The sequence below is a fragment of the Actinomadura sp. 6N118 genome (genome assembly GCF_044326415.1).
GTDB lineage: Bacteria > Actinomycetota > Actinomycetes > Streptosporangiales > Streptosporangiaceae > Spirillospora.
In genome coordinates, this window is sequence record NZ_JBIRAZ010000003.1 from 365,270 (window position 1) to 391,486 (window position 26,217).

Here is a 26,217-nt window from a genome sequence, read left to right on the forward strand (position 1 = left end):
AACATCTCGGGCAAGGGACCTCTGGCCATGAGCAGCACCGCGCACGACATCTCCACCCCGGCACCGCCTCGTCTTGAGGAGGTCAGCGACGGCGTCTTCGGCTACATCCAGCCCGACGGCACATGGTGGATCAACAACACCGGGTTCCTGGCCGGCTCGCGGGGCGTGGTCAGCGTGGACGCGTGCTCCACCGAGCGCCGGACGCGGGCGTACCTCGCCGCGATCTCCTCGGTGACGCCGCAGCCCGTGCGGACGCTCATCAACACGCACCACCACGGCGATCACACGTTCGGCAACTACCTCTTCGAGGGCGCGACCATCGTCGCCCACGAGGGCACGCGCGAGGGGGCGATCGCCTGGGGGCGCCCGTTCGACGAGCCGTACTGGACCAAGGTCGAATGGGGTGACGTGGAGATCGAGCCCGCGTTCCTCACCTATACCGAGGGCGTCACGGTGTGGGTCGACGACCTGCGGTGCGAGGTCCGGCACGTGGGTGGCGCGGCGCACACGACCAACGACTCGATCGTGTGGGTCCCGGAGCGGCGGGTGCTCTTCTCCGGCGACCTGCTCTTCAACGGGGGAACGCCGTTCCTGATGCAGGGGTCGGTGAAGGGCGCGATCAAGGTGCTCGACGAGGTGATCGCCCCGCTCGGCGCGGAGACGATCGTGCCGGGCCACGGCCCGGTCGGCGGACCTGATCTGATCGAACGTTGCGTCGGCTACGCGCGGTTCGTGCTCGCCACGGCCGAGAAGGGCAAGGCCGCGGGACTGTCACCGCTGGAGCTGGCACGCGAGACCGACCTTGGCCCGTACGCGGAGCTCAGCGACTCCGAACGGATCGTCGGCAACCTCTACCGCGCCTACGCCGAGCTCGACGGTGCCGGACCCGGCGCGCAGATCGACCTGGCCGCCGCGCTGGACGACATGGTCACGTTCAACGGCGGGCAGCCCCTCACCTGCCGCGCCTGAGCTCAGCGGAACATCGCCACCGGGTGGATGTCGAGGACGCGGGTCTCGGGGTCCCAGCCGTTCACCTTGCCGAGGCAGCGGGCGTGGAACCGCTCGACGCGTTCCTCCTGGTCCTGCATTCCGCCCGCGGAACAGGTGATCTTGACGTGCGGGGAGGGCGTGTCGTCCGGCGTCGCTCCGTACGGGGCCAGGAACGTCACCTTGTCGCCAGCCGGCTCTGACAGATGGAAGAGGCCTGACACGGAGACGTAGTGTCCGCGCAGTTCGCTGAGACGGAGGGACCGGGCGGCGTCAAGGCGACGGCCGCCGAGCACCTTGGTCACGGCGGGGCCGGGCAGGATCGTGCCGTCGGTGAGATCGGCGTAGATGACGCCGTCCCGCTCTTCCAGGAGGCTGATGACCTCGGAGATGACACTGATCGGCTCCTTCTCCTCGATGTAGCTGAGGAGCCGCTCGTCGCTCACCTCCTTGCCGCCGCCCCCACCTAGGCCGTAGAGAGTTCCCCAGGCCTCGCGCGACCTGCTGTTGGTCGTCCGCTCGACGACCTGGCGGACCAGGGCCGGGCGGGCCTGGCTGGTCCGGTAGATGCCCATCACCGAGCGGGCGTTGAGGTAGACGCAGATGTCGATCAGGCCCTGGCTCTGCGCGGACCGTGACCGGCGGTGGCGGCGGTAGGCCACGGCCGCGTACACGGCCAGGCCCGAGAGCGACACGAACGTGGCGAGCCATACGAGAATCCAGGGCAGATGGATGCTCCGCCACAGGTTGTCAGCGACACCCACGGATCTCCTTGAGTGCTTCGAGCAGGGACGGTCGTGTGTCGCCGTCGACGAGCCGGCCGCCCGTGGCGGTGGCCGCCCGGCGGAGGCCGGCGCGGTCCGCGGAACCGAAGCCGACGGCGAACGTGGGGACGGCGCGCGGCCGCCGGTGGCGCAGGAAGTCGTCGAGGGTGATGCCGGAGTTGTTCTGGCCGTCGGTCATGAGAACGATCGAGGTCCGCCGGGAGGTGTCCCCGGCCAGGCCGTACGCGCCGTCAAGGGCCGACCAGATCGCGGTGCTGCCGTCGAAGTCGTCCTTGGCTATGAAGTCACGTAGAGCGTCCATCTCGCCGGGAGCGCTGGCGATGAAGGTCTTCTTGTCCAGCACCCGGCCGCCGAAGCGGATGACCGTGACCTCCTCGGACTTGTGGAAGCGTACGAAGCGGCCCACCGACGAGCCGTCCGCGCCGCCGAGACCGGCGAAGGCCGACTTCACCGCGTCGATGCGCGCGCCCGCCATGGAACGGGAGAAGTCGAGCAGGAACACCACCCGGTCCGGCTTGCGTTCAGCCGGATCGTCGTAGTTGGCCAGCAGCGTGTCGATCACCTTCTTCTGGTCGGGGAAGAAGAGGGCGTTGCCGACCGTGGCGCGCAACCGCGGGTCGCGCGCCACGTCCGGGCCGAGCGGGCGGCGCAACGTCCGCTGCATGATCTTCCGCTGGACGGTGTCGCTCTTGAGCCAGCCGACCACCTTGTCGTACGCGGCGCGCTTGGCGGGATCGAGGAGCAGCAGCGGGTAGTCCGACATCACCATGCCGTCCCGTGGATAGACGATCTGGAGGGGCTGCCTGAGCCGTCCCGTGGCGTTGAGGGAGAGCAACGTCGACTCGTGGGCGATGAGGCCCTCAGTCTGGTCCTGGTTCGCCACGTACTCCTCGATGAGCTTCGACGAGCTCCGGGCCGCACGCGTGTGGCCGGTGAAGAAGCCGCGAAGCCGGTCGCAGGTGACGTCCTCCGGCCGCAGCGCACCGCCCCGCGCGGCGGTCGCCACTCCGACGAGAGCCCCAAGGCCGCTGCCGTTGGTCCTCGGGTCCGCCATCGCGAACCGGAGCCGTCCCTGCCCTGCGGCGTCGGCGATGTCGGCCCACGAGGGATCCCTTTGCAGCTTCGCCGCCGCCTCCGGCTTCAACCCGATGACCACGGGCGAGAGCATCGTCGTGTTGCTGAGCGGCGGCTCCGTTCGTACCCCCGCCTTCATCCTGAGCCGGAAGTAGCGGTCGGACGACAGCCAGGCAAGGTCATGGTGATAGCGGCCGGGCTCCAGCGTGTCGTCGCTGTAGTCCATGCGCAGCTTCACGCCTGTGTCGCGTTCGAGCTCGTCGAGCAGCGGCGCCATATCGGCAAGCTCGGACCCGGCCAGGACATCCAACTCGGCACGGGCCGAACCGTCGCCCAAACTGCAGCCCGCGAGCAGCAGACAACCGGCCAGGGCCGCCAGCGCCCTCACGAGGGCTTGCTCTCGGCGCAGCCGACCTGGACGAGCATCTTCTCGAGATCCGCCACCGTGGGAAGCACGGTCCTCGTGAGGTCCGGCGCCGTCATGGCGGGCGACGGGATCCGCCGTTCACGCAGAAACGCCCCGAGTTGCTTGCCGGGCGGCGCGCCCGGGTTGTCGAGCAGCCGGTAGCCCAGCTCCACGGCCCGCTGGCGCAGCTCGGGGTCGCTGACGATGAGCTCGCCGAGCCGGTCGCCCTTGTCATTGAACGAGATGAGCTCCGGAAGCGGGAAGAAGCCCGGCTGGGGGTACATGAGCACCCGCTCGCTGTCGGAACGGTGGAGCTGGTGCGCCAGGAACTGGTGCTCGTACACCACGATGATCGGCGCGATCTGCCGTCCCTCGGGAGCCGCGTACGTCTTGAAGATCTCCGATGTCGGAAGCCCCTGCTCGGTCAGCAGCGGCTTGATCCTCTTGGCCAGCGCGACGGCCTCGTCGGCGCTCCCGACCGCCTTGTTGCCGTTCTCGACGAACGCGATGAGCCCCATATAAGTGGCAGCGGAGTTCGCCGCGCACAAATCCGGTGTCTGTGCCAGCACGAGGTTGCCGTTCGACATCCCATGCTGCTTGATGCCCAGATCGTTCCAGCGCCGCCCACTCTTGATGAGACCGAGAAACGCCTTCATATCCAGGTCGTAGTAGAGCGCCCCCGCCCCGTCCTGATGCCGCGCCACGCCCCTGCCCCGCAGCGTCTCCGCGTACTCCTTGAAGGTCGCCAGCACGATCGGGCTGACGAACGGCCGGTACTGCTTGGCGCGCAGGCCCTGCGCGTTCCGCTGATCCAGAATGAGCCGGGCCGCCGGCTGCCCCGAAGGAAAGGCGAAGTCGTACCCGCCGAGCGAGTTGACCGCGACCTCTCTCGACGAGGACCTGGTGATCTGCACCCGGATCCCGTGCCGCATCAGGATCCGCTGGACCCCAGCGTCCTCGAAGTAGTCGGCCTTGGACGCCAGCTTGCCCTTGACCACCAGCACACGTTCCAGTGGCAGAAGCAACTTCTCCTGCGAGCCGAGCACGCCCAGCCCCACCAGCGGCACCATCGCAAGAGCACCGAACCTGAGCAGGAATCGCCGCTTCAGAAAATAGGGAACCGGTCGCCGCAAGACGTTCAGCGTCGGTTCCACGGTGCCTCCCGCCGAGGTGACTGCCCGCTCAAGCTACCGGCCGCATATGACGCGAATCCATGCATACCGGTCACCGACAATTAGAGGTCCGACCTCACCATCCGGTTCCTGAACGACGTAAGGTCACAAACGGTCACAGGAAAAGGGGCGAGACAGTGCAACACGCGTTCGTCTACGACGAGGTGGCGATCCTCGTCCGGCACTGGTTCGAGATCGATCTGAACGACAGCCACCTCGAACACGGCGCACGCCTAGAGCTCCGCCGCCTCGTCCCGCAGGAACGGCGCGGCACTGAGTCGGCGGCCCAGAAGGTCCTGGTCGATCAACCACTCTGGCGCGCCGACCTCTTCGACCGCCTCGACGGACCACCAGGCAACTTCGCGGCCGCGCACTTTCACCCGTATTTCACCGGCCCAGAGCCCAGCGAACGCCACTACCTCCAAGAGGCTCCCTGGGAGTGGCTGCCCAAGAAGCTCGCAGACCCTTCCTCACTCACCGACCTACAGCTCACACCGTGGGACGTCGAGGACATCAGCAGAGACGCGGCGGAGATCGTCGAAGCCGCCCGCCGCCGCGCAGCCACCGAGTGCACATCCGCCGAACAGTGCTTCGCCTGGACCCGCGACGCGCGCCAGACCGTCCACGTGATGCTCGACCGGCTCGAACGCCCCGACCTCCTGGACAGGGACCATGTCCTCCCCTGGTCAAGACCCAGCTGAAATGCGAGCGGACCCGGTGGCCGCGCTCTGCGACGAAGGCGAGGCCCTCCTCGAAGCCCGCTCCCCCGCCGACGCGCTCTTCGGCTGGCTGCGCTCGTACATCACTACCAAGCGCGACCTCACGGACGGCCCGCGCTCCCAGCTCTTCGAAGACTGGCACGAGTCGATGCACGCGGCCGCCTCCGCCCTCCTGACCCGCGCCCAGCGATCCGGCGTGGTCCGACCCGATCTCACGGCCACGGATCTCCTCACCATGGCGAACGGAATAGCCCTGGCCAGCACCGACCCCGACCAGACCCTCCGCCTCCTGCGCTTCCTCCGCCAAGGGACCGCACCGCCTCAGGTGTCGTAGACGGTGACGTCGATGTTCTGGGCGGTCAGGTTGGACGTGATCAGGGGCTCGACGCGCTCCCATTTGCCTCCGGCCAGGCCGCAGCCAATGCGGGGCATGTGGACGGAGGCTTTGAGAGACGTGACCTCGGGCGCCAGGGCAGCCAGGCACTTGTCGAGTGCCTCATAGCGGATCGGCGGGCCCTTGCTGCTGGGCTTCATGCCTCGCTGGGCCACCATATTGGCGACCCAGATGTACGGGGTCACCTGGACGAGCTGCGTGCTGCCAAGGCCGAAGTCGTTGCGCGCCCGGTCACGATGCCACGCCCGGTAGGCCGCTTCCGGCTCGGGCCAGCGGCGTGAGATCGCCAGCACGAAGCCCTTGCCCCAGCCGCCGAGGTCGTTGCACACGTGAGCGATGACCTTGACGCCCTTGGCCTGCGGTGACGTCGCGTCACCCAGCAGGTATCGAATCTCCCCCATAGAACGGACCATAGCGCCCAGATCCGACAGGCCAGTTAGGTGAGGAGCTCGGCCTTGGCTGCGGCGTACTCCTCTTGGGTCAACAGGCCCTGCTGCAGCATTTGGCACAGGTGGAGGAGCTGGTCGGTGACCGAGGCCGTGCGTACCGAGGTCTGGAGGGGCGCGTCGACCGGGCGGTTGATGAGGGCACCTCGCAGGAGTGGCGCTCCGCGGCGTTTCACGTCTTTTCCGGGACGTGGTCGGCGGGGATGCGGATGGAAGCGGCGAGGCGGCCGCCCACGCTCTTGATGGTGGCTGCGGCCTCCTTGGCCCAGGAGTGCTCGACCAGGACCGCCAGAGCGCAGGTGCCGGGGTCGAGTCCCGCGGCGACCTCCTCGGCGTCCTGGACCGCGATCAGGTCGTGTTGGGAGGTGAGGTCATGGAACTCGGGGAGGTCGGCCAGTTCGGTCGTTCGGACCGTGCCGTCCGGGCCCTTGGCCACGAGAAGGGTGTCGACGACCTCGACGCCGCCGGAGCGGCGCAGGGGCGTCAGGGCGTTCGCGGCGTCCTTCCCGGGCGCGGGGCCCGGGAAGGTCAGCACGAGGAATTCCAATGGTCCCCAGGTCATGCGCTCCACCTCACACGGATCATGTACCCGCGAAAGGCAAGGTGTGGGGAATCAGCGGGTCAAGCGGTACTGCAGGTAGACCTCCCGGTCGGTCAGGGCGCGGTCATAGAACTTCAGGCCGTCCATACGGCAGTTGCAGGGATTGCCCTCGCGATCGTTCTGCGGGAAGCTTCCGCCGATCTTGATGCCGCGGGGGTCGGTGGCGGAGGCGAGGTCGGGTTCGGGCGGCCCCTCGAGGGCCCAGGGGTCGCCGGGCAGGACGTAGGAGCCGTCGAGGGGGCGTCCGTTCTTGTAGAGCTTCATCGCGCCGGTGTCGAAGTCGAACGTGGCGGCCAGCGCGACCCAGGTGTTCTGCGGCAGGACCTGCTGCCACGGCTGGTTCGCGGCGAACGTCTGGGAGGACGAACCGTCCACGCGGCGGCCAAGGGCGACCACGCGGAGCTCGCCCGCGACGTTGATGACTTCCAGGAGGGCCCGCACGTCGTGGCCCGAGGAGTTGCCGCTGAGCACGCCGGCGAGACCAACGGCGTTGTAGCGGTCGTTCGGGTCGGCGGAGTTGGAGTTGGGGCTCGGGTTCTGGCCGGTCATCTTGAACCAGCCAGTGATCGAGATCTGTTTCACCCCGTTGAACGCGCGGAGGCTGGGCACTCCGGGAGAGCCGAAGATGCCCGCTTTCCAGTCGTCGTTGCCTGAGGTGGTCGGGTTGACCTGGCCGAGTTGGAGTGCGTTGCGGCTGCCGCGGTACGCGCGGTCGCGCACGCGCATGGCGGCACCACCGTTCACCAGGTCGATCGGCGTCTTCGACCTGCCCCGGTCCCGCTCGCGGGACGGATTCCCAGGGACGGGGTGGTCGAAGTCGTACGAGGCGATCAGGTGGCGGCGCAGTGTGTCAGGGTGGGCCGCCGCAGGGGTTGCAGCGGCCACCACGAGCGACCCACCCAGCGCGGCGGCCACGAGGGCCGCCGCCGTCTTGTTGGTTCTCATCGGCCCACCCGCGTTCCGGTGATCTTGAGGTCGCGGACACGGCCGATGTTGTCGAACGAGCCGAAGCCGATCCGTCCCGTCGGGAACGTGGTGTCCACGGCGGTCATCAGCGGCTTCTTCGCTCCGTCCATGTAGACGGCGGTCTCGCCCGTTGCGGCGCAGTGCCGGAGCCGGACCTTGTGCCAGCCCTCGTCACTGACGGCGGGTGCCGCGCCGACCGAGCGCACCGGGTCCCACTGGTCGTCCAGCCGCAGCCGGTCGGCGTTGTTCACCGTGAATATCCCGTTGTGCGGATAGATCTTGTTGTCCGACGAGAGATGGGAGTACGAGAATTCCAGGTCGGAGCGGTACCCGTAGACGAGGATCACGTCCCGGTTGGAGACGGAGACCGGCGTGTCCAGCCGCACCTCCGCGTCGATCTGGAACGAGCCCCACACGGGACCGGCCGTCAGCACGGCGTACTCGAACGGGCGGCGAGGTCCCGGGCGGGCGGCGCCGGCTTCGGCGAGGACTGCCTCCTTACCGGGGAACTGCCACTTCGCCGGGGTGACCGGCGCCCAGTTCTTGGCGGCCATGACATGCCGGACGGGAGTGCGGCCGACCTGGCAGGCCGCGAAGGTCCGCGTGCCGGTGACCTTCCAGATCTTCCCGTTGGACTTGGCGATCAGATAGAGCTCGCCGGAGCCGTCGCGGCCGATCCGCAGGTCGGGACGCTTGGGATCGCCGATCGAGCCTGGGCCGGACAGGTCGGGCACGGTGACGCGGCGGCCGGTCGCGTCGTAGATCATGAGCTGGTGCAGCGGGGCGGGCTTGGCGCCGAGCCGCATGTCGCGTTCCTCGGTGTAGAAGATCCGGCCGTCGACGAGGTCGTCGAAGATGTACTTGCCGCGCAGCGCCGGGATCTCGTTGCCGCGGTAGACGAAGCCGCCCGCGACCGCCCGGCCCACGTCGGAGGTGCAGTTCCAGGTGGGCGGCGGGTTGTGGTCGTACATGGCGACCGGGTAGGTGTAGCCGTTCTTCGCGTCGTCGGCCGGCAGCGGGTAGAGCCGGTGACAGGGGTTGGTCGCGGCGCGGTCGAAGACCCAGTTGCCCTCGCGCTCGCTCCAGCCGAGGTTCGAGCCGGGGCGCACGTCGTAGATCGCCTCGATGGCGTGCTCGCCGATGTGCCCGAGGAACATTCGATGACGGCCGCCCGGGTCCCAGCTGAAGCGGTGCGGGTCGCGCATGCCGTAGGAGTAGATCTCGCCGAGGGTGCCGGGCTTGCCGACGAAGGGGTTGTCCGCCGGGATGCCATACCGCCCGTTAGCACTGTTGTTGCCGCGCGGATCGATGCGCAGGATCTTGCCATGCGGGACCGACAGATCCTGCGGGACGGTCGTGCGCGCGCCTACGCCGCCGTCGCCGGCAGCCACGTACAGCACTCGGGCCTCTGCGCTGCCCGGCCGCGCCGTCGGGTTGAAGTCGATCTGCTGGATGCCGTGGATCTGCCCGGCGAACCCGATCCTGAGGATCTCACGCCGCGTTCCCGTGAACGTGCCGGCGGCCGGGTTCTCAGCCGTCCATTCCGTGACGATGCCGTGGTAGGTCGTGTTCGGCTGGGGTGTGAAGTCCGGCTGCTTGGTCGCGGCCGAGGCCAGCTCGGTGTGCACGGTGTAGAAGCGGCCGTTGTTCTTGAAGCCCGGGTCGAACGCGACGAAGCCGAATCCCTGGCCCATGCCCCTGCCCGAGAAGAACGCCGGGGCGAACGTGGCGCCGACGTCGAGGTAGACCGTGGGCGCCTTGCCCTTGTCGACGAGATACAGCTTGCCGTTCAGGTCCGGCACGTACTTCCGCCGCGAGCCGTCGGGGATCTCACCGAGATGGTTGATCCGCGCCACCCGCATCAGCCGCTGGTCGGTGGGCGGAGGGGTCGGGTCCGATTTGGGGAACTGGGCGAATTCTTCGACGGTCAGCCCGAGCCCGGAAGTGATCGGCTCCTCCGGGATCGGGTCGAGGATCGGCTCGCCCGGAGGCGCCGAACGTGCCTGCATGGAGTCCGCGTGCGCCGGTGCCGTCTGCAGTGAGGCGGCGACGGCCACGGCGATCGCTAGATGGAACAACCCTGTCTTGCGCATCTCATCCGTCCTCGGTCGGGAGTGTTGAAAGCGCTTTCTCACTAGACCCCGATGGGAACCCCGATAGAACCCCGATGACTCAGGCGATGTGGAGCTTCATGATCACGTCAGCTCCGGGACCTCCAGCCGACGGCCCTCACGCCAGGAGCGAAGCCCCAGTTCGGCCAGCTGGACGCCGCGCGCTCCGGCGTGGAAGTCCCACTTGAACGGGGCGTCCTCGGCCACGTGCCGCAGGAAAGCCTCCCATTGCACCTTGAACCCGTTACCGAAGTCGGCATTGTCAGGAACCTCCTGCCACTGCCCGCGGAAGTCCTCGGTGGCGGGCAGGTCGGGGTTCCAGACCGGCTTGGGCGTCATCGAACGGTGCTGGACGCGGCAGCGGCGCAGGCCCGCGACAGCGCTGCCCTCAGTTCCGTCCACCTGGAACTCCACCAGCTCGTCGCGGAAGACACGGGTCGCCCACGAGGAGTTGACCTGCGCGATGATGCCGCCGTCCAGCTCGAAGATGCCGTACGCCGCGTCGTCGGCCGTGGCCTCGTAGGGCTTGCCGTCCTCGTCCACCCGTTCGGGGATGTGTACGGCGCCCAGGCACTGCACCGACCGCACCGGCGCCACGATCTCGTCCAGCACGTACCGCCAGTGGCAGAACATGTCGGCGATGATGCCGCCGCCGTCCTCGGCCCGGTAGTTCCAGCTCGGCCGCTGCGCCTCCTGCCAGTCGCCTTCGAAGACCCAGTAGCCGAACTCGCCCCGCACCGACAGGATCCGCCCGAAGAAGCCGCCCTCCACCAGCCGCCTCAGCTTCCTGAGGCCGGGCAGGAACAGCTTGTCCTGGACGACGCCGTGCTTGATCCCGGCCTCGTCGGCCAGCCGGGCCAGCTCGAGCGCGCCGGCCAGGTCATCGGCCAGCGGCTTCTCGGTGTAGACGTGCTTGCCCGCGGCGATCGCCGCCTGGATCGCCCCGGTCCGGGCGCCGGTGATCTGCGTGTCGAAGTAGACCTCCACGCCGGAACGGTCCAGCGCCTCGGCCAGGTCGGTGGTCCACTCGGTGAGCCCGTGCCGTTCGGCGAGGGCCTTGAGCTTGCCTGCGGTACGGCCGACCAGAATCGGCTCGGGCCACAGCACGGTCCCGTCCGCGAGCGGCAGCCCGCCCTCGTCGCGGATGGCCAGAATCGACCGGAGCAGATGCTGGCGGTACCCCATCCGTCCGGTCACGCCGTTCATGACCACGCCGACGGACCTGCGTTCCGTCCCCATGAATCCCCTTCACTCCAGAGAAACCCGTGCAGAGAAATCCGCGCAGAGAAGACCGGTCCAGAGAAGAACCGTCAGTCGTGCGCGGAGCCGGCACCGAGCAGGTCCCGGATGCGCCGGGTGGCGCGCGCGAACTCGGGCCGCGCCATGGTGGCGGCGTAGTCCCGTTCTGGGGGCAGGCCGACGTCGATGATCTCCTCGACGGTGCCCGGCCGCGGCGTCATGACCACGACCCGGTCGGCGAGGTAGACCGCCTCCGCGATCGAGTGGGTGACCAGCAGGACCGTCGTCCCGGTCTCCCGCCAGATGCGGTTGAGCTCGACGTTCATCTGTTCGCGGGTGAGGGCGTCCAGCGCGCCGAACGGCTCGTCCATGAGCAGCACCGGCGGCTCGTGCAGCAGCGCACGGCACAGGGCCACCCGCTGCTGCATGCCGCCCGACAGCTCGTGCGGGTGCGCGTCCTCGAACCCGCGCAGCCCGGTCATCTCGATCAGCCGGTCCGCCCGTTCCCGCGCCTGCCCGGCGGGCATGCGCCGCATCTCGGCCTGGAGCAGGATGTTGCGCCGGGCGGTCCGCCATTCGAGCAGCGCGGCACGCTGGAACACGTAGCCGATGTCAGGCCGTGGCCCGGCGACCTTCTCGCCGCGCAGCCACACCCCCCCGCCGGACGGCTTGAGGAGGCCGGCCACCAGTTTCAGCAACGTCGACTTGCCGCAGCCCGACGGGCCGACGATCGCCACGAACTCGCCCATGCCGACGTCCAGTGACACCTCGTGCAGTGCCGTCACGTCACGCTTCTTCGTCCGGAACCGGACCGCGACGTCCTCGATCCGCACCGCCGCATCGGTGTCCTCGCCGACGCGCCCGGCCTCCGCCGCGGTCCTGTCCTCGCTGGTGATCTTCACAGCCCTCCGTCAGCCCTGCGGGGCCATGTCCGAGGCCCAGTACTTCTCGGGTGCCTCCGCCTTGCCGATCACGCCGGACTGGGCGAAGAGGTTGATGGTCTGCGTCCAGTCGGCGGCGGTGTTGACGCCGGGGGCCTTGCCCTTGGTGGCGGCGGTGTGGAGCAGCGTGACCGTCGTCTTGAACTGGTCGGTGAGCACGGCGGGCGGCGGCAGCTGGGCGGAGGCGCCCTGCATGGAGGCGACGGCGCCGGCCGGGTCCTTCTCGGCCGCGGTCCAGGCCTCGCTGGTCGCCGCGAACATGCGCTTGGCCAGGTCGGGTGAGCTCTTCAGCTTGCGGTCGCCGACGATGAGGCCGTTGGAGTAGTAGCTCAGCCCGAACGAGGAGAAGCGCAGGTACGACACGGGCTTGCCCGACTTGCTCTGCATGGTCGGGCCCTGGTCGTTCGCGTAGCCGATGAGCGCGTCGACCTGGCCCGACATCACCGCGGCCATCTTCCCGGCCGGGTCGGTGTTCTGGATGCGCACGTCGGTCTCGGTGAGGCCGTTCTTCTTCAGGAACACCGGGAACGTCTTCGACGGCGCGTCACCGGCCGTGGAGGCGATGCGCTTGCCCTTGAGATCGGCCGGCGTCTTGATGGCCTTGCTGGTGAACGACTGCACCGAGACCGGGGTCGTCTGCAGGAACACGCCGAGGCTCTTGACCGGAAGGCCCTGGCCCACGCCCGCCATCAGGGCAGGTGTGTCCGCCCAGCCGAAATCTGTCTGGCCCGCACCGGTCGCCTGCACCGTCTTTTGTGAGCCCTGGCCGGCCTTGATCTCGATGGCGATGCCGTGCTTCTCGTAGATGGCCTGTTTCTTGCCGTAGTAGAACGGGGCGTGCTCGCCGTAGGGGTACCAGTTGAGCGTCAGCGTGACCTTGTCGAGTTCCTTGCCGGACGCGCTCTTGGTCTTGCCCGAGTCGTCCCCGCCGCATGCGGCGGTCGCCAGGAGGAGGAGTGGGACGAGGACGGCGGCTGATCTGCGGAGTCTCATGGGGGGCGGACCTCCGGTCTCAGGGGTCGGTACGTGCGCGGGGGTCGGTACGTGTGCTCCGGGGTCAGTGCTCGATGGGTCAGTAGGTGGTGGTGACGGCCGAGCCGCGGCGGCTGGCGTGCCAGGGGATGAGGAGCGCCTCGGCCAGTTCGACGAGGACGAACAGCACGACGCCGATGGCCGACATGACCAGCAGCCCGGCGAACAACATGGGGGTGTCGAGGTTGCCGTTGGCCTGGAGGATCACGTAGCCCAGGCCCTCGTTCGCGCCGACGAACTCGCCGACGACGGCACCCGTGACGGCGAGCGTCACCGCGACCTTCAGCCCCGAGAACAGATACGGCAGCGACGCCGGGAAGCGGATCTTGAGGAACGTGGCGAACGAGCCGGCGCCCATCGTCGCCGACAGTTCGAGCATCTCGGGATCGACGGCCTTGAGGCCGGTGACCATCGCGATGACGACCGGGAAGAACGAGATCAGGACCGCGACGAAGACCTTGGGCGTCATGCCGAAGCCCAGCCACACCACGAAGAGCGGCGCGATCGCGATCTTGGGGATGACCTGTGCGAAGAGCAGGATCGGATAGAGGGTCTTCTCCACCGTCGAGGAGTAGACCATGACGACCGCGGCGAGCACCCCGAACGCCACCGCGAGCGCGAAGCCGAGCAACGTCTCGTACGTCGTCACCCAGGTGTGCTGCCAGATGTAGTCCCATTTCTCGGTGAACACGTCGAGCGTCTTGCCGGGTGACGGCACCAGATAGGGCTTGACCAGCTCGGCCGCGGTGATGACCCACCACGCGGCCAGGCAGGCGGCGAGCAGCACCACCGGCCGCCATGACCGTTCCAGCCCGTCCCGGAGCCGGTCGGCCGGACCGGGTTTCACCCGTTCGGCGACTCCGGCCACCGGCACCTCGGAAACCGTGCCTTGACTCACCATGAGCACCTCCATCGGCGGGCCCAGAAAGCGCATTCAGAAAGCGCTTTCTGTAGTACGATATGGATGCCTCCTGGCACGGTCAAGGGGTCATCCCAAGACGAATATGCGAGCTAGGTGCGGTTGGACCGGGTTTCGGGCGGCGAGCAGGGGCCGGGGGAGGGACCGTCGTGGCGGGAGAACGGGCGCATGTGACGCTCCAGGACGTGGCACGGCAGGCGGAGGTGTCGCTCGCCACCGCGTCCCGCGTGCTCAACGGCACCTCCCAGGTACGAGCCGACCTCCGCGAACGCGTGCTCGCCGCCGCCGCTGAACTCGCCTACACCCCCAACGCCCACGCGCAAGCCCTCGCAGGCGCATCCAGGCAGGCCCTCGGCGTCATATGCCACGACGTCAGCGACCCTTACTTCGCGGCCATAGCCCGCGGCGTGATGCGCGCCGCCGCCGAGCACGGCCAGCTGGTCATGCTCGCCAGCACCAACCGCGATCCGGCCCGCGAGGTCGAGTACATCGCCATGCTCCGCGCCCAGCGGGCCCGCGCCATCCTGCTGATCGGCTCCGGCTTCGAGGACCGCGGCTGGGAACGGTCGATGGCCGCCGAGCTCGACCCGTACCAGCGCGCGGGCGGCCGGGTCGCGGTGGTCAGCCGCCACCGCAGCCTGAAGGTGGACGCCGTGGTGCCGGAGAACCGCGAGGGCGCCGCCGCCCTCGCCCGCGCGCTGCTCGACCTCGGCCACCGCGACTTCGCGGTGCTGACGGGGCCGCTCTCCCTGACGACCGTGTCGGACCGGCTCGCCGGGTTCCGTGACGCCCTCACCAAAGCGGGCGTGCCGCTCGGCACCGAGCGGGTCATCGAGGCGGCCTTCACCCGCGACGGCGGCCACGCCGCCGCCACCGAACTGCTGCGCCGCGGACTACGCCCGACCTGCGTGTTCGCCGTCACCGACGTGATGGCCATCGGCGCGCTCACCGCCTTCCGCGAGAACGGGCTGGCCGTGCCGGACGACATCTCGCTGGCGGGCTTCGACGACATACCGATCGTCGGCGACCTCACTCCCCCGCTCACCACCGTCGCGCTCCCCCTCGACGAGATGGGCGAACGTGTCACCAAGCTCGCCCTCCGCGAGCCGCCCGGCCGCCGCAGCCGTGTCGAGCGCATCACCGGCGAGGTCGTCCTGCGCGCCAGCACCGCGCCCCTATGACCAGATCCGCCGGGATCTAGTCAGTGCCGGGATTCGTCAGTGCCGAGATTTGTGAGTGCCGGATTTTGTCAGCGTCGGCTGTTACGTTCCCGGCGTGGAAATCGAGGCTCCCGAGCTCGTCGAACTGGTGCAGGACCCTGATGCGGACGTCCGGCGCGGTGCGGTGTGGGCACTGCGGACGTTCAGCCCCGATGTCGTCCTGCCACTCCTCCGCGATGCCCGCCGGACGGGCCGCGGTCGCGCGCGCCGCCACGCGCTGACGGCCCTGCTGGCCGTCGGCGGTCCGGACGCTCTGGACAACCGCGACCGCGCCGTCATCCGCCGGCTGATCCGGTTCAAGATTCCCGCCGAGGTGCCCGCGCCGATGCACCTGTGCGGCTCCTGGTTCGCGCTGCCCACCGGCGACCAGGCCGCCGTCCTCGACGCGTTCGGCCTCGGCGCTCCCGAGCCGGTCACCATGCGCCTCGGCGGCCGGGTGTGGAACCACGATCACCACGAGCGGGGCTTGCCGGGGGCGGAGCACCAGGGATGCTCACGTGTCTATGTGAGTCCCGTGCTCAACGGCTGGACCCTGGTGTTCGGCGCGCCGTCCGCCGACCACCACCGCATCGGCCCCGGCGGGGACGACGCCTACGAGGAGAGGCTCCGCGACACCATGCTGGCGCGGACCGCCGCTCTCAGCCTGCGGTTCGGCACCGTCCACTGGTACGGAACGGGCTGCGGCGACGGCTGGACCGCGTGGATCGTCGCGGCGAACGGCGAGATCCAGCGTTACTACGACGCGTTCGATCCCGACGACCAGATCGGCCGCCCGGAGCCCGCCGAGGAGGGCCTGCTCCTCCCCCACGAGCACGCGCTCCCCGACGGCGCGGTCTGCGACGCCCGCACGGTCGCCGCGCAGGCCTCGGTGGACCCGGGCGCGCTCGGCCCCCACACGCGGGTCGAAGGGCACGGCGTGCTCGCTCTCACCGCGTGCGGCCGCGAGCACGGCCACCCGCGCGGCGTCCTCGAGATCTGACCGTCACGCGGGCGGCGCTCCGACCCCTGAGCCCGGGGGTCGCGGACCGCCGCCGTTCCGGCAAGACACCGGGGACGATCAGCGGAATTCGGCTGTGGTGAGGAGGCGGAGCTGAGCGGCGACCCAGGCGTCGATCATGCCCCGGGGATCGCCGGCGCCGAGGGCGCGGTTGAGGTCGGTGAGCAGCGCTGCGGCCGAGCGGAACCCGGTCCGTTCGAGGTCGGCGGCGGCCCTGTCGAGGCGTGCGCGGACGGCGGGCGTGAGGTGCCGGAGGCCACGGTGGGCGGCGTCGGCGCACGCGGCGAGTGCAGCGTCGAGCACCTCGCCCAGCCGGTCCGCGCGCGGCCCGGCATGCGCGTCCAGATCACCTTCGCCTTCGCCGGGCGCGAGGTCGGGGACGGTGGCGCCGTCGGCGTTCAGCACCGCGATCGGGTCGAGGACGAGTGCGCCCCGCGACCGGCGGAGCGTGCCGCTGACATAGCGGGGGCCGCTCCCGAGCGCGGCGGCCAGGTGGTCCAGCGCGCCCGGGGCGTAAGGGTTGAACGTGGCCGACACGGTGGCCGTCGCCCCGGAGACGTCCGCGATCGTGGCCTCGAGACGCTGGTCGCCGGGGTGGTAGCCGAGGTCGCGTACCTCGGCGATCTCCACGACGCGGACGAGCTCGGCCTCGACGCGAGCGCGGATGAGGCGAGGCGGGAGCAGGCTCAGCGCCTCGTCGGCCTGCCGCAGGTCCCGGACCAGGATCGAGCCGGGGAGGTTGTCCCAGGACGCGCCGAGCGGGGTGATCGTGGTCTTGGCGACGCGGCCGGTGCCGAGCCGGACGACACGACCGGCGCTGCGGGACGCGGCCTCGGAGACGACGTTGGCCGTGGCGAGCGTCCGGAGCGGCGAGCCGGAGACGCGGCGCCCGCCGAGGGCGTGTCCGGTCACGGTCTCCTTCCAGCGGCGTTTCAGCACCAGGACGATGCCGGAGCCCGCCTGGGCGAGATAGACGTCGGCCGTGCGTTCGTCGTCGGTGCCGTCGATGCGGCAGCCCAGCGCCGTGAGCCGGACGCGGCGGAGCGGGGTGTCGGCCACCTCGTCGGTGCCCAGGATCTGGGAGCGCGGGCTCGCGGCGCCGGACTGGCTCGCGCGGTGGCGCGCGTACAGCTCAGTGATCAGCTCCGCGAGACGTTCGGCCTGGTAGGACGCGTGGCGTTCGCTGTACGCGGTGAGCTGCTCCATGAGATCGCCGACCGCGGCGGCGGGCCAGTAGAGGTTCTGGGCGGCGAGGTCCTGGCCCGCGCGGCGCAGGGCACCGCCCAGCACTGGACTGGTGTGCATGGCGCCGTCGAGGAGGAGCTCGTCGGCCAGTTCGAGGGTCTCGGACAGGTCCGCCGGACGACCTCCGGCCTTGCCCCCCACGTCGACCCGGACGTCGGTGGCGGTGAGGCCGCGCTCGTCGGCTGCGCGGAACGCCCAGACGGCGAGCACGATGACCTCACCGCGCATCGTGGCGGTGGCATCGGTGTGGGCGTAGCCCAGCTCGCCCGGTACCAGGAACCGCACGGTGCAGGCCGGCAGCTCGACGCGTGGCACCGGGTCCGCGGCGCCGGGCCGGTGGATCCGCGCGGTGTAGCCCGTACGGTACGTGCGCCGGGCCGTGGTGAGCACCCGCGCGCCCAGCACCCGGGCGAGCGTGTCGTCATCGATCGTGCCCGGAGACCAGTGCACGAGTTCGCCGCCGGGCCCGGATGAAGCAACTCCCGGGGACCCGCCTCCCTGTGAGGCAACTCCCGGTGACGCGGCCTGCGGCGACGCGGCTTCCGGTGACGCACCTCCCGGCGACTCGGCCTGCGGCGACGCAACTCCAGGCGACGCAGCTTGTGGCCACGCAGCTCCCGGTGACGCAGCTCCCGGTGGCGCGGCTTGCGGCGACGTACCTCCCAGTGACGCGGCTTCTGGTGACGCGGCTTCTGGTGACGCAACTCCAGGCGACGCAGCTCCCGGTGACGCGGCTCTCGGTGACGCGGCTCCCGGTGACGCACCTTCCAGCGACGCGGCTTGCGGCGACGCGACTCCCAGTGGTGCGGCTTCTGGTGACGCGGTTTGTGATCGGGCGGCGTGGTCGCGTTGGTAGGTGAGGATGACGGCGATCCGGTGCCGGCAGGTGCCGGTGGCCGCGCAGGTGCAGGAGGCGGCTTCGAGTCCGGCGCCCGCCGGGAGGACGGTCTCGGTGCCGTCGGGCAGGCGGCCGCGCACGGTGCCGTCGGCCTCGACGACCAGGTCCGGGCCACCGCCCGAGTCCACGTCCTTGGTGGCGCGTTTGACCAGGCCGCGGTTGGCCAGCGCGGCCAGCGATTCGGGGGTGAGGGCCAGCAGGTCCGAACGGGTCACCGGCCGATCCTCTCCGCCACGAACTCGGCCAGCCGGCCCGGCGTCATCGCTCCGACGTGGGCTCCGGCATCGGCGAGCCGCTGGGCCATCGTCCGGTCGAACTCGGGCTCGGCATCCTCGTCGAGCGCCGCGAGCCCGAGCACCTGCGTGCCCTGCTGCGCGAGCTCCCGTACGGACCGCACGAGGCGGCCGTCGTCGCCGCCCTCGTAGAAGTCGCTGATCACCACGAAGATCGTGCGGCGGGGGTTCTCGATGAGCGTGGCACCGTAGCCGACCGCCCGCGCGATGTCGGTGCCGCCGCCCAGCTGCACTTTCATCAGCAGCTCGACGGGATCGGTGACGTCGGACGTCAGGTCGACCACGTCGGTGTCGAACGCGACGAGGTGGGTCTTGAGACCGGGCAGGCTCCACAGGCAGGCGGCGGTCACGGCGGAGTGGATGACCGAGCCGACCATGGACCCGGACTGGTCGACGAGCAGGATGAGCTGCCACTGGTCCAGGTGGCGCCGCGTACGCGAGATGAAGTGCGGCTCCTCGATGTAGATACGGCGTTCGTCCGGCCGGTAGTTGCCGAGGTTGGCGCGGATCGTACGGCGGAAGTCGAAGTTGCGGGCCTGCTTGAAGCGGCTCGGACGGCGTGAGCGGGTCCCGGAGAACGCCTGCCGGATCTCGGTGGCCAGCTTCTCGGTCAGCTCGCGGACCACGGCCTCGACGATGCGGCGGGCGAGCGCGAGGACCTCGGGGTTCATCAGGTGCTTGGTGCGCAGGACGGCGCGCAGCAACGTCGGGTTGGGCTCGATGCGTTCCAGCACCGCCGGGTCGGTGACGACGTCGAGGATCTCGTAGCGTTCGACGGCGTCGCGTTCCAGCCGTTCGATGGTCTCCTTGGGGAACAGCCGGTGCACCTCGTCCAGCCAGTCGACGGTGGTGAGGACGGAAGGGCCGGTGCCGCCCTCGCGACTGGAACCGTCGGGGTCGCCGGCGCCGTCGTCTCCGCCGCGCAGGCCGCCGCGGCGCACCCCGCGCCTGGTCAGCTCCGGATCACCGCGGCCGTAGAGCCAGTCGAGGGCCTGGCCCTGCTCGGCGGCCCCACCTGCGAGCCCCCCGCAGTGGCTTTCGGCGGGCGCGCCCAGGATGAGCCGCCATCGTTCGAGCCCGGGATCGGTCGTCATGTCAGGCCCTCCGCGGCGAGCAACCGGTCCACCTTCTCCTCCAACGCCCTGGCCTCGGCGATCAGCATCGGATCGGCCGGTGTTCGCAGCAGTGTGCGGCCCGAGGCCCGCGACCCGCGCCGTTCCAGCAGTCCCTTGGCGATGGCTTCGCGCTCCCGTGGCGGGAAGAACTCGAACGCCTGGCGGAGGGCGGGCAGAGCGATCAGGAAGTCCGTCTCGCCCAGCTCGGCGACCAGTTCGTCCAGCATGGCCATCACGCCGGGTTCGCTCAGCACCTCGTCGCGTGCCAGGGCGAAGAGCCCGGCCAGCCAGTCGCCGAGCGTCTGCGGACCCGCCGCGCCCCGGACAGCCCGGACCGGATCACCCTCCCTCTCACCCAGCGCCCAGCAGAACCCGAACGCGGCGCCGCGCAGATCCGGCGGAGCGCCGGGATTGGTGCTGACGCGGCCGGCGACGCCGAGCGCGGACCGCCGGTCGAGACCAAGAGCCTCGGTCGCATGGATCAAGGCGTCCCGCGTCGCGGCCAGAGCGCCGAGCCGGTCGAGGTCGGCCGGCGCGGGCCCGCCCCGGACCCCCTCCACCAGCCAGAGCAGCCGCGTGACGCAGCCTTCGATCACGGTCCCGAACAGCGGGCTGCGCGCCGTGCCGAGCAGCCGGTCGTGCCGCCACAGGCCGAGCACCGTGGCGAGCACCCGGCCCAGCGCCCCCACGTCGGACGCGCCCGTGATGCCCGCCGCGATGGCCTCGCCGATCGTGTCCGACAGATCGGTGGCGCCGCAGAGCGCGGCGTCGAAGAGCACGTCGCCGAGGAGCCCGACGTCCGGGCCCGCCGCGAGCGTCCGTTCTTCCAGGACGGCCGTCGCGGCGTCGGCAAGCGTCGCCCCGTACGCCCCGGCCTCGATCAGGGCGGAGAGCCGCGTGTCGTCGTCGTGGGAGAGCGTCCATCGCTCCTGCAGGACGGGATCCACGCCGGTCGACGGGCCCTCGTTCCGTTCGGCACCGGGGATCCGCAGGACGCGCAGCCGGTGCAGGGCACGGCTCCGCGCCAGGTCACGAGGATCGGTGAGTTTCAGGGTGACCGGGCCATTCCGGTCGAGTCTCAGCCGTTCGAGCTCGGCGGTGACGTCGTGCACGAGCGGCGGGGCGGGAGTCCCGGGATGCAGGCGCCCGACGCGCCCGCCGCTCAGCGCGGCGACCATCTCGGTCACCACCGGGTGGGCGCGGCGTGACAGCGGCCCGCGGGACGTCCATGGCAGAGGTTCTTCGAGGTCGTCCGAGACGAGCGCGGCGACCAGGCCGTCGAGCAGGTCCGTGCGCGACGGCGAACGGTGGCCGCGGAGCCTGGCCAGCCCCTCGGTGAGGGTGCGGGCGGCGATGAGGTCGGCCGTCGAGACCGTCTGCTTGCGTTTGCGGAGCCGCGACACGACCGCCTTGATGAGGCCCTCGGCGGCGCCCTCCGCACCGCTCTCCCAGAGGCGCTGGTAGTACTCGGGTGAGGGCATCCCGGATTGGTAACCGGTGAACGAGTCGAGGCGCCGGAACGAGTACGGCACGAGATAGCTCCCGCCGGACGCGCCGTCCGGGGGCGACGGCACCTCCGGCCAGCCGTCCCCGTCAGCCGGCTTGCCGTCGCCCACCAGGGCTTGAAGGGCCGGGCGGTGGAAGCCGCCCGTCACCACCACGACGGGCCGTTCGCCTGCCTTGCCGACGGCGGTGCGGATCCAGCGCGCCATGTACGCCTCGCGGGCGTTGTCATCATGGTCCGCACTGGATTCGCCGCGGATGAGGTCGAAGTAGGTCGCGAGCCGTTCTTCGAGCCGGTCATCGGGCTCGACCTCGACCATGTGATCCCAGAGCGCGTCCACGTTGTCGACCGCGAACCGGCGGCACAGCCGTTCCATGACCTCGGCGTAGCGCTGCTCCGCGTCGGCGTAGCGGTTACGCCGGTCGGCGAAGGCCGGATGCCAGGCGGGCAGGTCGATGAACCGCACGTCCGCTCCGGCCGCCCGCCCTGCGGTCAGCGCGACCCACTCGGGCGAGTAGTCGCAGAACGGGGTCCACGACAGATGCGACCGTTCTCCGTCCCGGTAGTGGCTGAAGATCGCCACCGGCAGCTCATGGCCGAGCACCAGCTCGTCCAGCCGCTCGCTGAAGTCGGCGGGCCCCTCGATCAGCACATACGCCGGCCGCAGCCGCTCGATCGTCTGGCGGACGAGCCGGGCGCAGGCCGGGCTGTGGTGCCGTACGCCGACGAAGGTGACCGTCATCAGCCGGGAAGCAGGTGCCGGGCCTCGTGCAGGGCCTTCCACTGCGCGCCCTCCCGCCGCGGCGCCTGCTGCTCCAGATAGCGCCGCAGCCGGGCGAGGTCCTCCGCGTTGTCCTTGGCCGCGGTGCCCGCGAGGCACTCGACGATGTCGGCGGGCGTGCCCTGCTCGCCGCGCAGGAACCAGCCGCGGACGCCGATGGCGTGCGCCACCGAGACGGCCTCCGCGGTGCTCATGACCGTGGACAGCCGTTCCATCGTCTCGCCTCGCGCGGTCACGCCCGAACGCAGCTCGCGGAACGTGGTGACCAGCACCTCCAGCACGTCCCGGCTTGGCGGCGCCGTCACCCCGGACCGTTCGAGCAGCGCCCTCGCCTCGGCCTCCACCAGGCCGAGCTCGGTCGCGAAGTCGGCGATCGGGAAGACCGTCTCGAAGTTGAAGCGCCGTTTGAGCGCGGCGCTCATCTCGTTGACGCCGCGGTCGCGGGTGTTGGCGGTCGCGATGACGTTGAAGCCCTCGCGGGCGAAGACCATCGAGTCCGCGCCGGTCAGCTCCGGCACGGCCAGCACCCGTTCCGACAGCAGTGAGAGGAGGGAGTCCTGGACTTCGAGCGGGCAGCGCGTGATCTCCTCGAACCGCACGATCTTGCCCCCGGCCATCCCGTTCAGCATCGGCGCGGGCACCAGCGACCGGGGCGACGGGCCCTCCGACACCAGCAGGGCGTAGTTCCAGGAGTACTTGATCTGGTCTTCGGTGGTGGCCGCCCCGCCCTGGATCGTCAGCGTCGAGTCCCCGCTGACGGCCGCCGCGATCAGCTCGGAGAGCAGCGACTTGGCGGTGCCGGGCTCACCGACCAGCATCAGGCCGCGGCTGGTCGCCAGCGTGACCAGCGCCCGGTCGATCAGCGACGGGTCGCCGACGAACTTGCGCCGGATGCCGCGCGTCTCGTCCCCGACGACGAACCGCCGCGCCGCCTCCAGGCTCAGCGCCCAGCCCGGCGGCCGGGGCGCGTCGTCGTCAGCGCGCAGCCGCGCCAGCTCGTCCGCGAACCGCACCTCCGCGGGCGGCCTCTGCAGTGTCTCTTCGGTGGTGGCAGTGTCGGTCATGGATTCCCGTTCAGGCTGATCAGGTCGGTAAGGATCTCGGCGGCGGTCACCGGGTCGAGCTCGGCGAACGTGTGCCGGCCGTCGTCGTGGCTCCGCCAGTAATCAGAGAGCCGGTCGCCGATCCAGACGTACTCCAGCTTCTGTTCCGGATCGAGGTCGACGACGCCGACCTGAATCCCGGGGTTGAGGTTGACGAGAACGTACAGGTCACCGGGCACCGGCCGGTAGATCCAACGTTCGGTGCCGTTGTCCTGCGGCTCCCCGCGCCGCCAGCCCCGCTTGACCAGCCTCAGGACGTCGCCGAACGGGACGCTCAGGCCCTCGAAGCGCGTCAGCCGGGCGCTCGTGCGCTCGTCGTCGGTCAGCGCGTGCACGGGCCGCCGCAACTGCGGGAACGGCTGGACGATCTCGTAGTCGGTGAACATCTCCTCCCAGGCGGCGACCGCGTCGCCGAGGTGGAGCGGATGAGCGACCGCGACCTCGGCGTCGCTCGGGAGCGCGAAGGCCTCGTCGTCGAGGTCGGCGAACGTGCGGTCCTCGGCGACCCGGAACCCGGTCGTCGTTCCGTCGCCGGCCTCGGCCAGCCACACCAGCCGCCGAACGATGTGCCAGGTGAGCGGGTGCCCGACGAGATAGGTCTGGAAATCGGCCGCCGACCACCGGCGGCCGGTCGCCATGGCCAGCTCCATCCGCTGCAGCTCGATCGACGCGACCGCCCGCACGTCCTTCTTGAGCTGGGCGAACGTCGCGTACGTGGCCGGAGCTAGGTCCGGATCGTCCTTCGCGCCCGGCTTGGGCAGTGCCTTGCGGAGTTTGCCGTCCTCGTCCTTCACGAACGGCTTGAGCTGCTCGTCGAAGCCCACGACGAAGCGCCGCGGGCCGTAGTCGAGCACCATGCCGCCGTCGGCGTCCAATCCGAAACCGGGCACCAGCCGGTCACCGAGCTGATCCCCGGTCAGCCCCAGGCCCTCGGCGACCTGCTCGATCTTCTCCCCCGCACGCTCCTTGAGCGCCTTGAACTTCACCCTCTGGGCGATGCCGTGGAGTTGCGTCAGCGCCACCTCGGTGCCGATCAGCGCCAGTACGTCCAGCCCCTTGACGGCCTTGTGGTGACCGCCCAGCCCGGGCCACTCACGAATGGTCGGCGTCAACTTCCGCGCGACCTCGTCGTCCCCCAGGAAACCGAGCGCCATCAACGCCCACGCGTCGGACACGGGCTCGCCGTGCTCGCGCCACAGCTCGAACACCGCCCACGCGAACTCGGCCAGCGACGCCGGGTCGCACAGCTCGCGGACCATCTCGATCGCGGCCTCCACCTCTCCTCCTGGCTCGGACAACGCGAGCGCCCTCAGCAGGTGGGAGGTCGACTGCGCCGGCAGGGCGCGCCCGGGGCCGTCAGAGCCGTCCCGCACCAGGATCTGCGGCAGGTTCGCCGGATCGGCCCAGCGGGCGAGCTCGGGGATCTTTCGCGGCGGCAGCAGCTCGTGCGGGTCGGCCGCGAGGAGAGCCTTGATCGTGGCGACGGCCTGGTCACCGTACTGCCCGGCGGCATCGAGGACGGCCGCCTCGCCATGCGAGGACGCGAGCCCGTGCAGCGCGTATCCGCTGGCACGCCGCTGCGCGCCGGGCTTGCCGACCGCCGTGGGGATCAGCAGCTCGATCGCACCCGCGCCATGCCGTTCGAACCACGCGTCCACGGACTCGCGGGCGGTCTTGCTGCGCACCAGCCAGTCAGCCATCTGCGTGGCGATCTCGGCGTTCAGGAACGGCAGGAGAAGCCAAGCGGACTGGGCGGGCTTGGCACGCGCGAGGCGGAGCGCGAACGCCACCGCGCCGGCCTCGAACCGCGCGACGATCCGGGGAGCCCACCGCTCCGGACGGTAGGCCGCCGAGGAGTAGGCCTGGTCGTTGAGTTTCCAGTCGCCGACCAGCGGCCGGACCATTTCGTCCGGCCCCATCGCGAACAGGGCCACCTCTTCGTCACCGCTCAGACCACGCGAGCGGTACTCGGCGACCCGCTGTTCCCAGACTTCCGGAGCGGTCTTGGGCAACCGGTCGACCCCGACGGTGATTCCGCCGCGCCCGGCCGATGGCCTCAACCAGTCGGTCGGCAGGTCGATCTGGCGCCGCGCCCAGTCGTCCCGTTCACCGTCGGCCCACTCGACCACCAGAACGTCCGGCGGCGTGAGGCCCTTGATGACGACCGGCTTCTCCTCCGCAGGCGCCTTCGTCCACCACGGCTCGGACAGCACGCCAGGCAGGTCGCCGACCGGGATCTCGGGCCTCCGGCCGGCGTCGCCCAGCGCCCGTTCCGCGATCTCCCGCAGGTCGTCGGGCAGCCCCGCGACCAGATCCCGGTGCACCCGCGCGTGCAGGACGAGCAGCTCCCCGGCCACGGACTCCGAGGACCCCGCGAGCACCCGCAGTGCCCTCTCCGGGAACCGTTCCATCATCTCCATCAGGGCGGAACGGAAGCGCGGAATCTCCGCGCGAAGGATCAGCAGCTCGATCGCCTCGTCCGACGGAATCGCCGTCAGCACCGTGAACAGCGCCTTTGTGCGCTCGGCGTCCAGCCAGCGGTCGTCCAGCCCCCTGGCCAGCAGCGGCGCGATCGCCGGGCCGACGCCCTCGGCCAGCGTCGCGAGGACGTCGAGGGAGCAATCCATGTAGTTCAGCTCCGCCCAGGGGCCGAGCACCTCCAGCTGCTGGGCGGACCCGAGCGAGCACCACAACAACTGCCGTGCCGCGTAGCCGGGCGGCGCGACGGCGATGCACGCGTCCACCCAGTCGGTGCGGGTCGGCACGAGGTAGGCGGACAGCAGGAACGCCACGCGGCTGACGCGCATCTCGGCCAGCCCCTCCGTCACCGCCTGGTAGGTCTCGTCGTCCGCCGCCGCGACCATCCTGCGGAGCCGCTGCGCAGCGGGCAGGAACTGGGGTTCGTTCTCGATCTCCGTCGGACCGGCCATGCAGACGGCGGTGAACGCGCGGGCGGCGAAGACGAGCCCGTGCTCCACCACCCATCCGTCCACGAACCCGTCCCACCGCTTCGTGAGGTAGGTCTCCTGGGACTTGAGCGCGCCCAGGGCGATGGCGGCGGCGACGGCCTCGGGCAGCAGATCGGGAGGATCCACCGTCGATCCGATGACCGCGCGCCCCCGTTCCTCCGCGACGCGCAACCACTCCGCCGCGGCCGCCTTGTCGATCTTGACCTTCGGCGCGGGCACGCCTCCGCGGCGCGGATGGATACGGCGTCGCCAGGCGGCGGGGATCTCCATGTTGATCACCGTAGTGAAGGCGTCCGACAT

The 26,217-nt window shown here is 70.4% G+C and carries 22 protein-coding genes; 5 read left to right on the forward strand and 17 right to left on the reverse strand.

Going from position 1 to position 26,217, the window contains the following annotated elements; all coding sequences use genetic code 11:
- Window positions 1-27: 27 nt before the first annotated feature.
- Window positions 28-969 carry an MBL fold metallo-hydrolase gene (locus ACH34W_RS09520; RefSeq protein ID WP_395960386.1) on the forward strand — a complete coding sequence of 314 codons (942 nt, stop codon included), beginning with the start codon at window positions 28-30 and terminating at the stop codon, window positions 967-969.
- A 2-nt stretch (window positions 970-971) separates the two neighbouring features.
- Here ACH34W_RS09520 and ACH34W_RS09525 read toward each other — a convergent pair whose 3' ends face one another.
- The 3 genes from ACH34W_RS09525 to ACH34W_RS09535 are packed head-to-tail and all read right to left on the reverse strand — an operon-like array spanning window position 972 to window position 4,406.
- Entirely contained in the window at window positions 972-1,751 is a 780-nt protein-coding gene (locus tag ACH34W_RS09525; protein ID WP_395960387.1) for a hypothetical protein, read from the reverse strand.
- A complete protein-coding gene (locus ACH34W_RS09530; RefSeq protein WP_395960388.1) occupies window positions 1,738-3,234 on the reverse strand; it encodes a substrate-binding domain-containing protein in 1,497 nt (498 codons plus the stop codon). The genes ACH34W_RS09525 and ACH34W_RS09530 overlap by 14 nt, the downstream gene beginning before the upstream one ends.
- Window positions 3,231-4,406, reverse strand: a complete 1,176-nt coding sequence (locus tag ACH34W_RS09535; RefSeq protein WP_395960389.1) for a hypothetical protein — start codon at window positions 4,404-4,406, stop codon at window positions 3,231-3,233. Before ACH34W_RS09535 ends, ACH34W_RS09530 begins: the two co-directional genes overlap by 4 nt.
- 155 nt (window positions 4,407-4,561) lie before the next feature.
- On the opposite strand from ACH34W_RS09535, the gene ACH34W_RS09540 reads away from it, so the two are divergent.
- Both ACH34W_RS09540 and ACH34W_RS09545 read left to right on the forward strand, forming a co-directional pair.
- Complete coding sequence (locus tag ACH34W_RS09540) at window positions 4,562-5,125, forward strand: hypothetical protein (RefSeq protein ID WP_395960390.1); 564 nt, start codon at window positions 4,562-4,564, stop codon at window positions 5,123-5,125.
- A gap of 1 nt (window position 5,126) precedes the next feature.
- Entirely contained in the window at window positions 5,127-5,477 is a 351-nt protein-coding gene (locus ACH34W_RS09545) for a hypothetical protein (protein WP_395960391.1), read from the forward strand.
- On the opposite strand, the gene ACH34W_RS09550 is transcribed toward ACH34W_RS09545, so the two are convergent.
- The 9 genes from ACH34W_RS09550 to ACH34W_RS09590 form a co-directional block, all read right to left on the reverse strand.
- Window positions 5,465-5,938, reverse strand: a complete 474-nt coding sequence (locus ACH34W_RS09550; protein ID WP_395960392.1) for a macro domain-containing protein — start codon at window positions 5,936-5,938, stop codon at window positions 5,465-5,467. The two genes, ACH34W_RS09545 and ACH34W_RS09550, sit on opposite strands and share 13 nt — an antisense overlap.
- 35 nt (window positions 5,939-5,973) lie before the next feature.
- Window positions 5,974-6,159 (reverse strand): SHOCT domain-containing protein, encoded by a 186-nt coding sequence (locus ACH34W_RS09555; protein ID WP_395960393.1) that lies wholly within the window; start codon window positions 6,157-6,159, stop codon window positions 5,974-5,976.
- Window positions 6,156-6,545, reverse strand: coding sequence for a DUF6325 family protein (locus ACH34W_RS09560; protein WP_395960394.1), 390 nt, complete (start codon window positions 6,543-6,545; stop codon window positions 6,156-6,158). The genes ACH34W_RS09555 and ACH34W_RS09560 overlap by 4 nt, the downstream gene beginning before the upstream one ends.
- 51 nt (window positions 6,546-6,596) lie before the next feature.
- The gene (locus tag ACH34W_RS09565; protein WP_395960395.1) at window positions 6,597-7,529 is read right to left on the reverse strand and encodes a LamG-like jellyroll fold domain-containing protein; all 933 of its coding nucleotides are present in this window, start codon (window positions 7,527-7,529) and stop codon (window positions 6,597-6,599) included.
- The gene (locus tag ACH34W_RS09570; RefSeq protein WP_395960396.1) at window positions 7,526-9,643 is read right to left on the reverse strand and encodes a PQQ-dependent sugar dehydrogenase; all 2,118 of its coding nucleotides are present in this window, start codon (window positions 9,641-9,643) and stop codon (window positions 7,526-7,528) included. The genes ACH34W_RS09565 and ACH34W_RS09570 overlap by 4 nt, the downstream gene beginning before the upstream one ends.
- 102 nt (window positions 9,644-9,745) lie before the next feature.
- Complete coding sequence (locus ACH34W_RS09575; protein WP_395960397.1) at window positions 9,746-10,900, reverse strand: Gfo/Idh/MocA family protein; 1,155 nt, start codon at window positions 10,898-10,900, stop codon at window positions 9,746-9,748.
- 71 nt (window positions 10,901-10,971) lie between these two features.
- On the reverse strand, window positions 10,972-11,802 hold the full coding sequence (locus ACH34W_RS09580) for an ABC transporter ATP-binding protein (protein ID WP_395960398.1): 831 nt from the start codon (window positions 11,800-11,802) through the stop codon (window positions 10,972-10,974).
- Window positions 11,803-11,811: 9 nt separating this feature from the next.
- Window positions 11,812-12,834, reverse strand: coding sequence for an ABC transporter substrate-binding protein (locus ACH34W_RS09585; RefSeq protein ID WP_395960399.1), 1,023 nt, complete (start codon window positions 12,832-12,834; stop codon window positions 11,812-11,814).
- A 79-nt stretch (window positions 12,835-12,913) separates the two neighbouring features.
- On the reverse strand, window positions 12,914-13,774 hold the full coding sequence (locus tag ACH34W_RS09590; protein ID WP_395960400.1) for an ABC transporter permease: 861 nt from the start codon (window positions 13,772-13,774) through the stop codon (window positions 12,914-12,916).
- Between the two features lie 167 nt (window positions 13,775-13,941).
- Between ACH34W_RS09590 and ACH34W_RS09595 the strand changes: the two genes are divergently transcribed.
- Window positions 13,942-14,973 (forward strand): LacI family DNA-binding transcriptional regulator, encoded by a 1,032-nt coding sequence (locus tag ACH34W_RS09595; RefSeq protein WP_395960401.1) that lies wholly within the window; start codon window positions 13,942-13,944, stop codon window positions 14,971-14,973.
- A 94-nt stretch (window positions 14,974-15,067) separates the two neighbouring features.
- Window positions 15,068-15,991: a HEAT repeat domain-containing protein gene (locus tag ACH34W_RS09600; RefSeq protein ID WP_395960402.1), complete on the forward strand. Its 924-nt coding sequence runs from the start codon at window positions 15,068-15,070 to the stop codon at window positions 15,989-15,991.
- Window positions 15,992-16,069: 78 nt separating this feature from the next.
- Here ACH34W_RS09600 and ACH34W_RS09605 read toward each other — a convergent pair whose 3' ends face one another.
- Genes ACH34W_RS09605 through ACH34W_RS09625 form a run of 5 tightly spaced genes read right to left on the reverse strand, consistent with a single transcriptional unit; the run spans window position 16,070 to window position 26,217 of the window.
- Window positions 16,070-18,367 carry a hypothetical protein gene (locus tag ACH34W_RS09605; protein ID WP_395960403.1) on the reverse strand — a complete coding sequence of 766 codons (2,298 nt, stop codon included), beginning with the start codon at window positions 18,365-18,367 and terminating at the stop codon, window positions 16,070-16,072.
- Entirely contained in the window at window positions 18,364-19,539 is a 1,176-nt protein-coding gene (locus ACH34W_RS09610; RefSeq protein WP_395960404.1) for a VWA domain-containing protein, read from the reverse strand. Before ACH34W_RS09610 ends, ACH34W_RS09605 begins: the two co-directional genes overlap by 4 nt.
- A complete protein-coding gene (locus ACH34W_RS09615) occupies window positions 19,536-21,806 on the reverse strand; it encodes a DUF5682 family protein (RefSeq protein ID WP_395960405.1) in 2,271 nt (756 codons plus the stop codon). Before ACH34W_RS09615 ends, ACH34W_RS09610 begins: the two co-directional genes overlap by 4 nt.
- Window positions 21,806-22,909, reverse strand: coding sequence for an AAA family ATPase (locus tag ACH34W_RS09620; RefSeq protein WP_395960406.1), 1,104 nt, complete (start codon window positions 22,907-22,909; stop codon window positions 21,806-21,808). The genes ACH34W_RS09615 and ACH34W_RS09620 overlap by 1 nt, the downstream gene beginning before the upstream one ends.
- Window positions 22,906-26,217, reverse strand: a complete 3,312-nt coding sequence (locus tag ACH34W_RS09625) for a DUF4132 domain-containing protein (RefSeq protein ID WP_395960407.1) — start codon at window positions 26,215-26,217, stop codon at window positions 22,906-22,908. The genes ACH34W_RS09620 and ACH34W_RS09625 overlap by 4 nt, the downstream gene beginning before the upstream one ends.

Coding starts and splice junctions, on each gene's coding strand:
- ACH34W_RS09520 (WP_395960386.1), top strand. CDS start 28: ATGAGCAGCACCGCGCACGACATCTCCACCCCGGCACCGCCTCGTCTT.
- ACH34W_RS09545 (WP_395960391.1), top strand. CDS start 5,127: ATGCGAGCGGACCCGGTGGCCGCGCTCTGCGACGAAGGCGAGGCCCTC.
- ACH34W_RS09550 (WP_395960392.1), bottom strand. CDS start 5,938: ATGGGGGAGATTCGATACCTGCTGGGTGACGCGACGTCACCGCAGGCC.
- ACH34W_RS09560 (WP_395960394.1), bottom strand. CDS start 6,545: ATGACCTGGGGACCATTGGAATTCCTCGTGCTGACCTTCCCGGGCCCC.
- ACH34W_RS09565 (WP_395960395.1), bottom strand. CDS start 7,529: ATGAGAACCAACAAGACGGCGGCGGCCCTCGTGGCCGCCGCGCTGGGT.
- ACH34W_RS09570 (WP_395960396.1), bottom strand. CDS start 9,643: ATGCGCAAGACAGGGTTGTTCCATCTAGCGATCGCCGTGGCCGTCGCC.
- ACH34W_RS09575 (WP_395960397.1), bottom strand. CDS start 10,900: ATGGGGACGGAACGCAGGTCCGTCGGCGTGGTCATGAACGGCGTGACC.
- ACH34W_RS09585 (WP_395960399.1), bottom strand. CDS start 12,834: ATGAGACTCCGCAGATCAGCCGCCGTCCTCGTCCCACTCCTCCTCCTG.
- ACH34W_RS09590 (WP_395960400.1), bottom strand. CDS start 13,774: ATGGTGAGTCAAGGCACGGTTTCCGAGGTGCCGGTGGCCGGAGTCGCC.
- ACH34W_RS09610 (WP_395960404.1), bottom strand. CDS start 19,539: ATGACGACCGATCCCGGGCTCGAACGATGGCGGCTCATCCTGGGCGCG.
- ACH34W_RS09615 (WP_395960405.1), bottom strand. CDS start 21,806: ATGACGGTCACCTTCGTCGGCGTACGGCACCACAGCCCGGCCTGCGCC.
- ACH34W_RS09620 (WP_395960406.1), bottom strand. CDS start 22,909: ATGACCGACACTGCCACCACCGAAGAGACACTGCAGAGGCCGCCCGCG.
- ACH34W_RS09625 (WP_395960407.1), bottom strand. CDS start 26,217: ATGTCGGACGCCTTCACTACGGTGATCAACATGGAGATCCCCGCCGCC.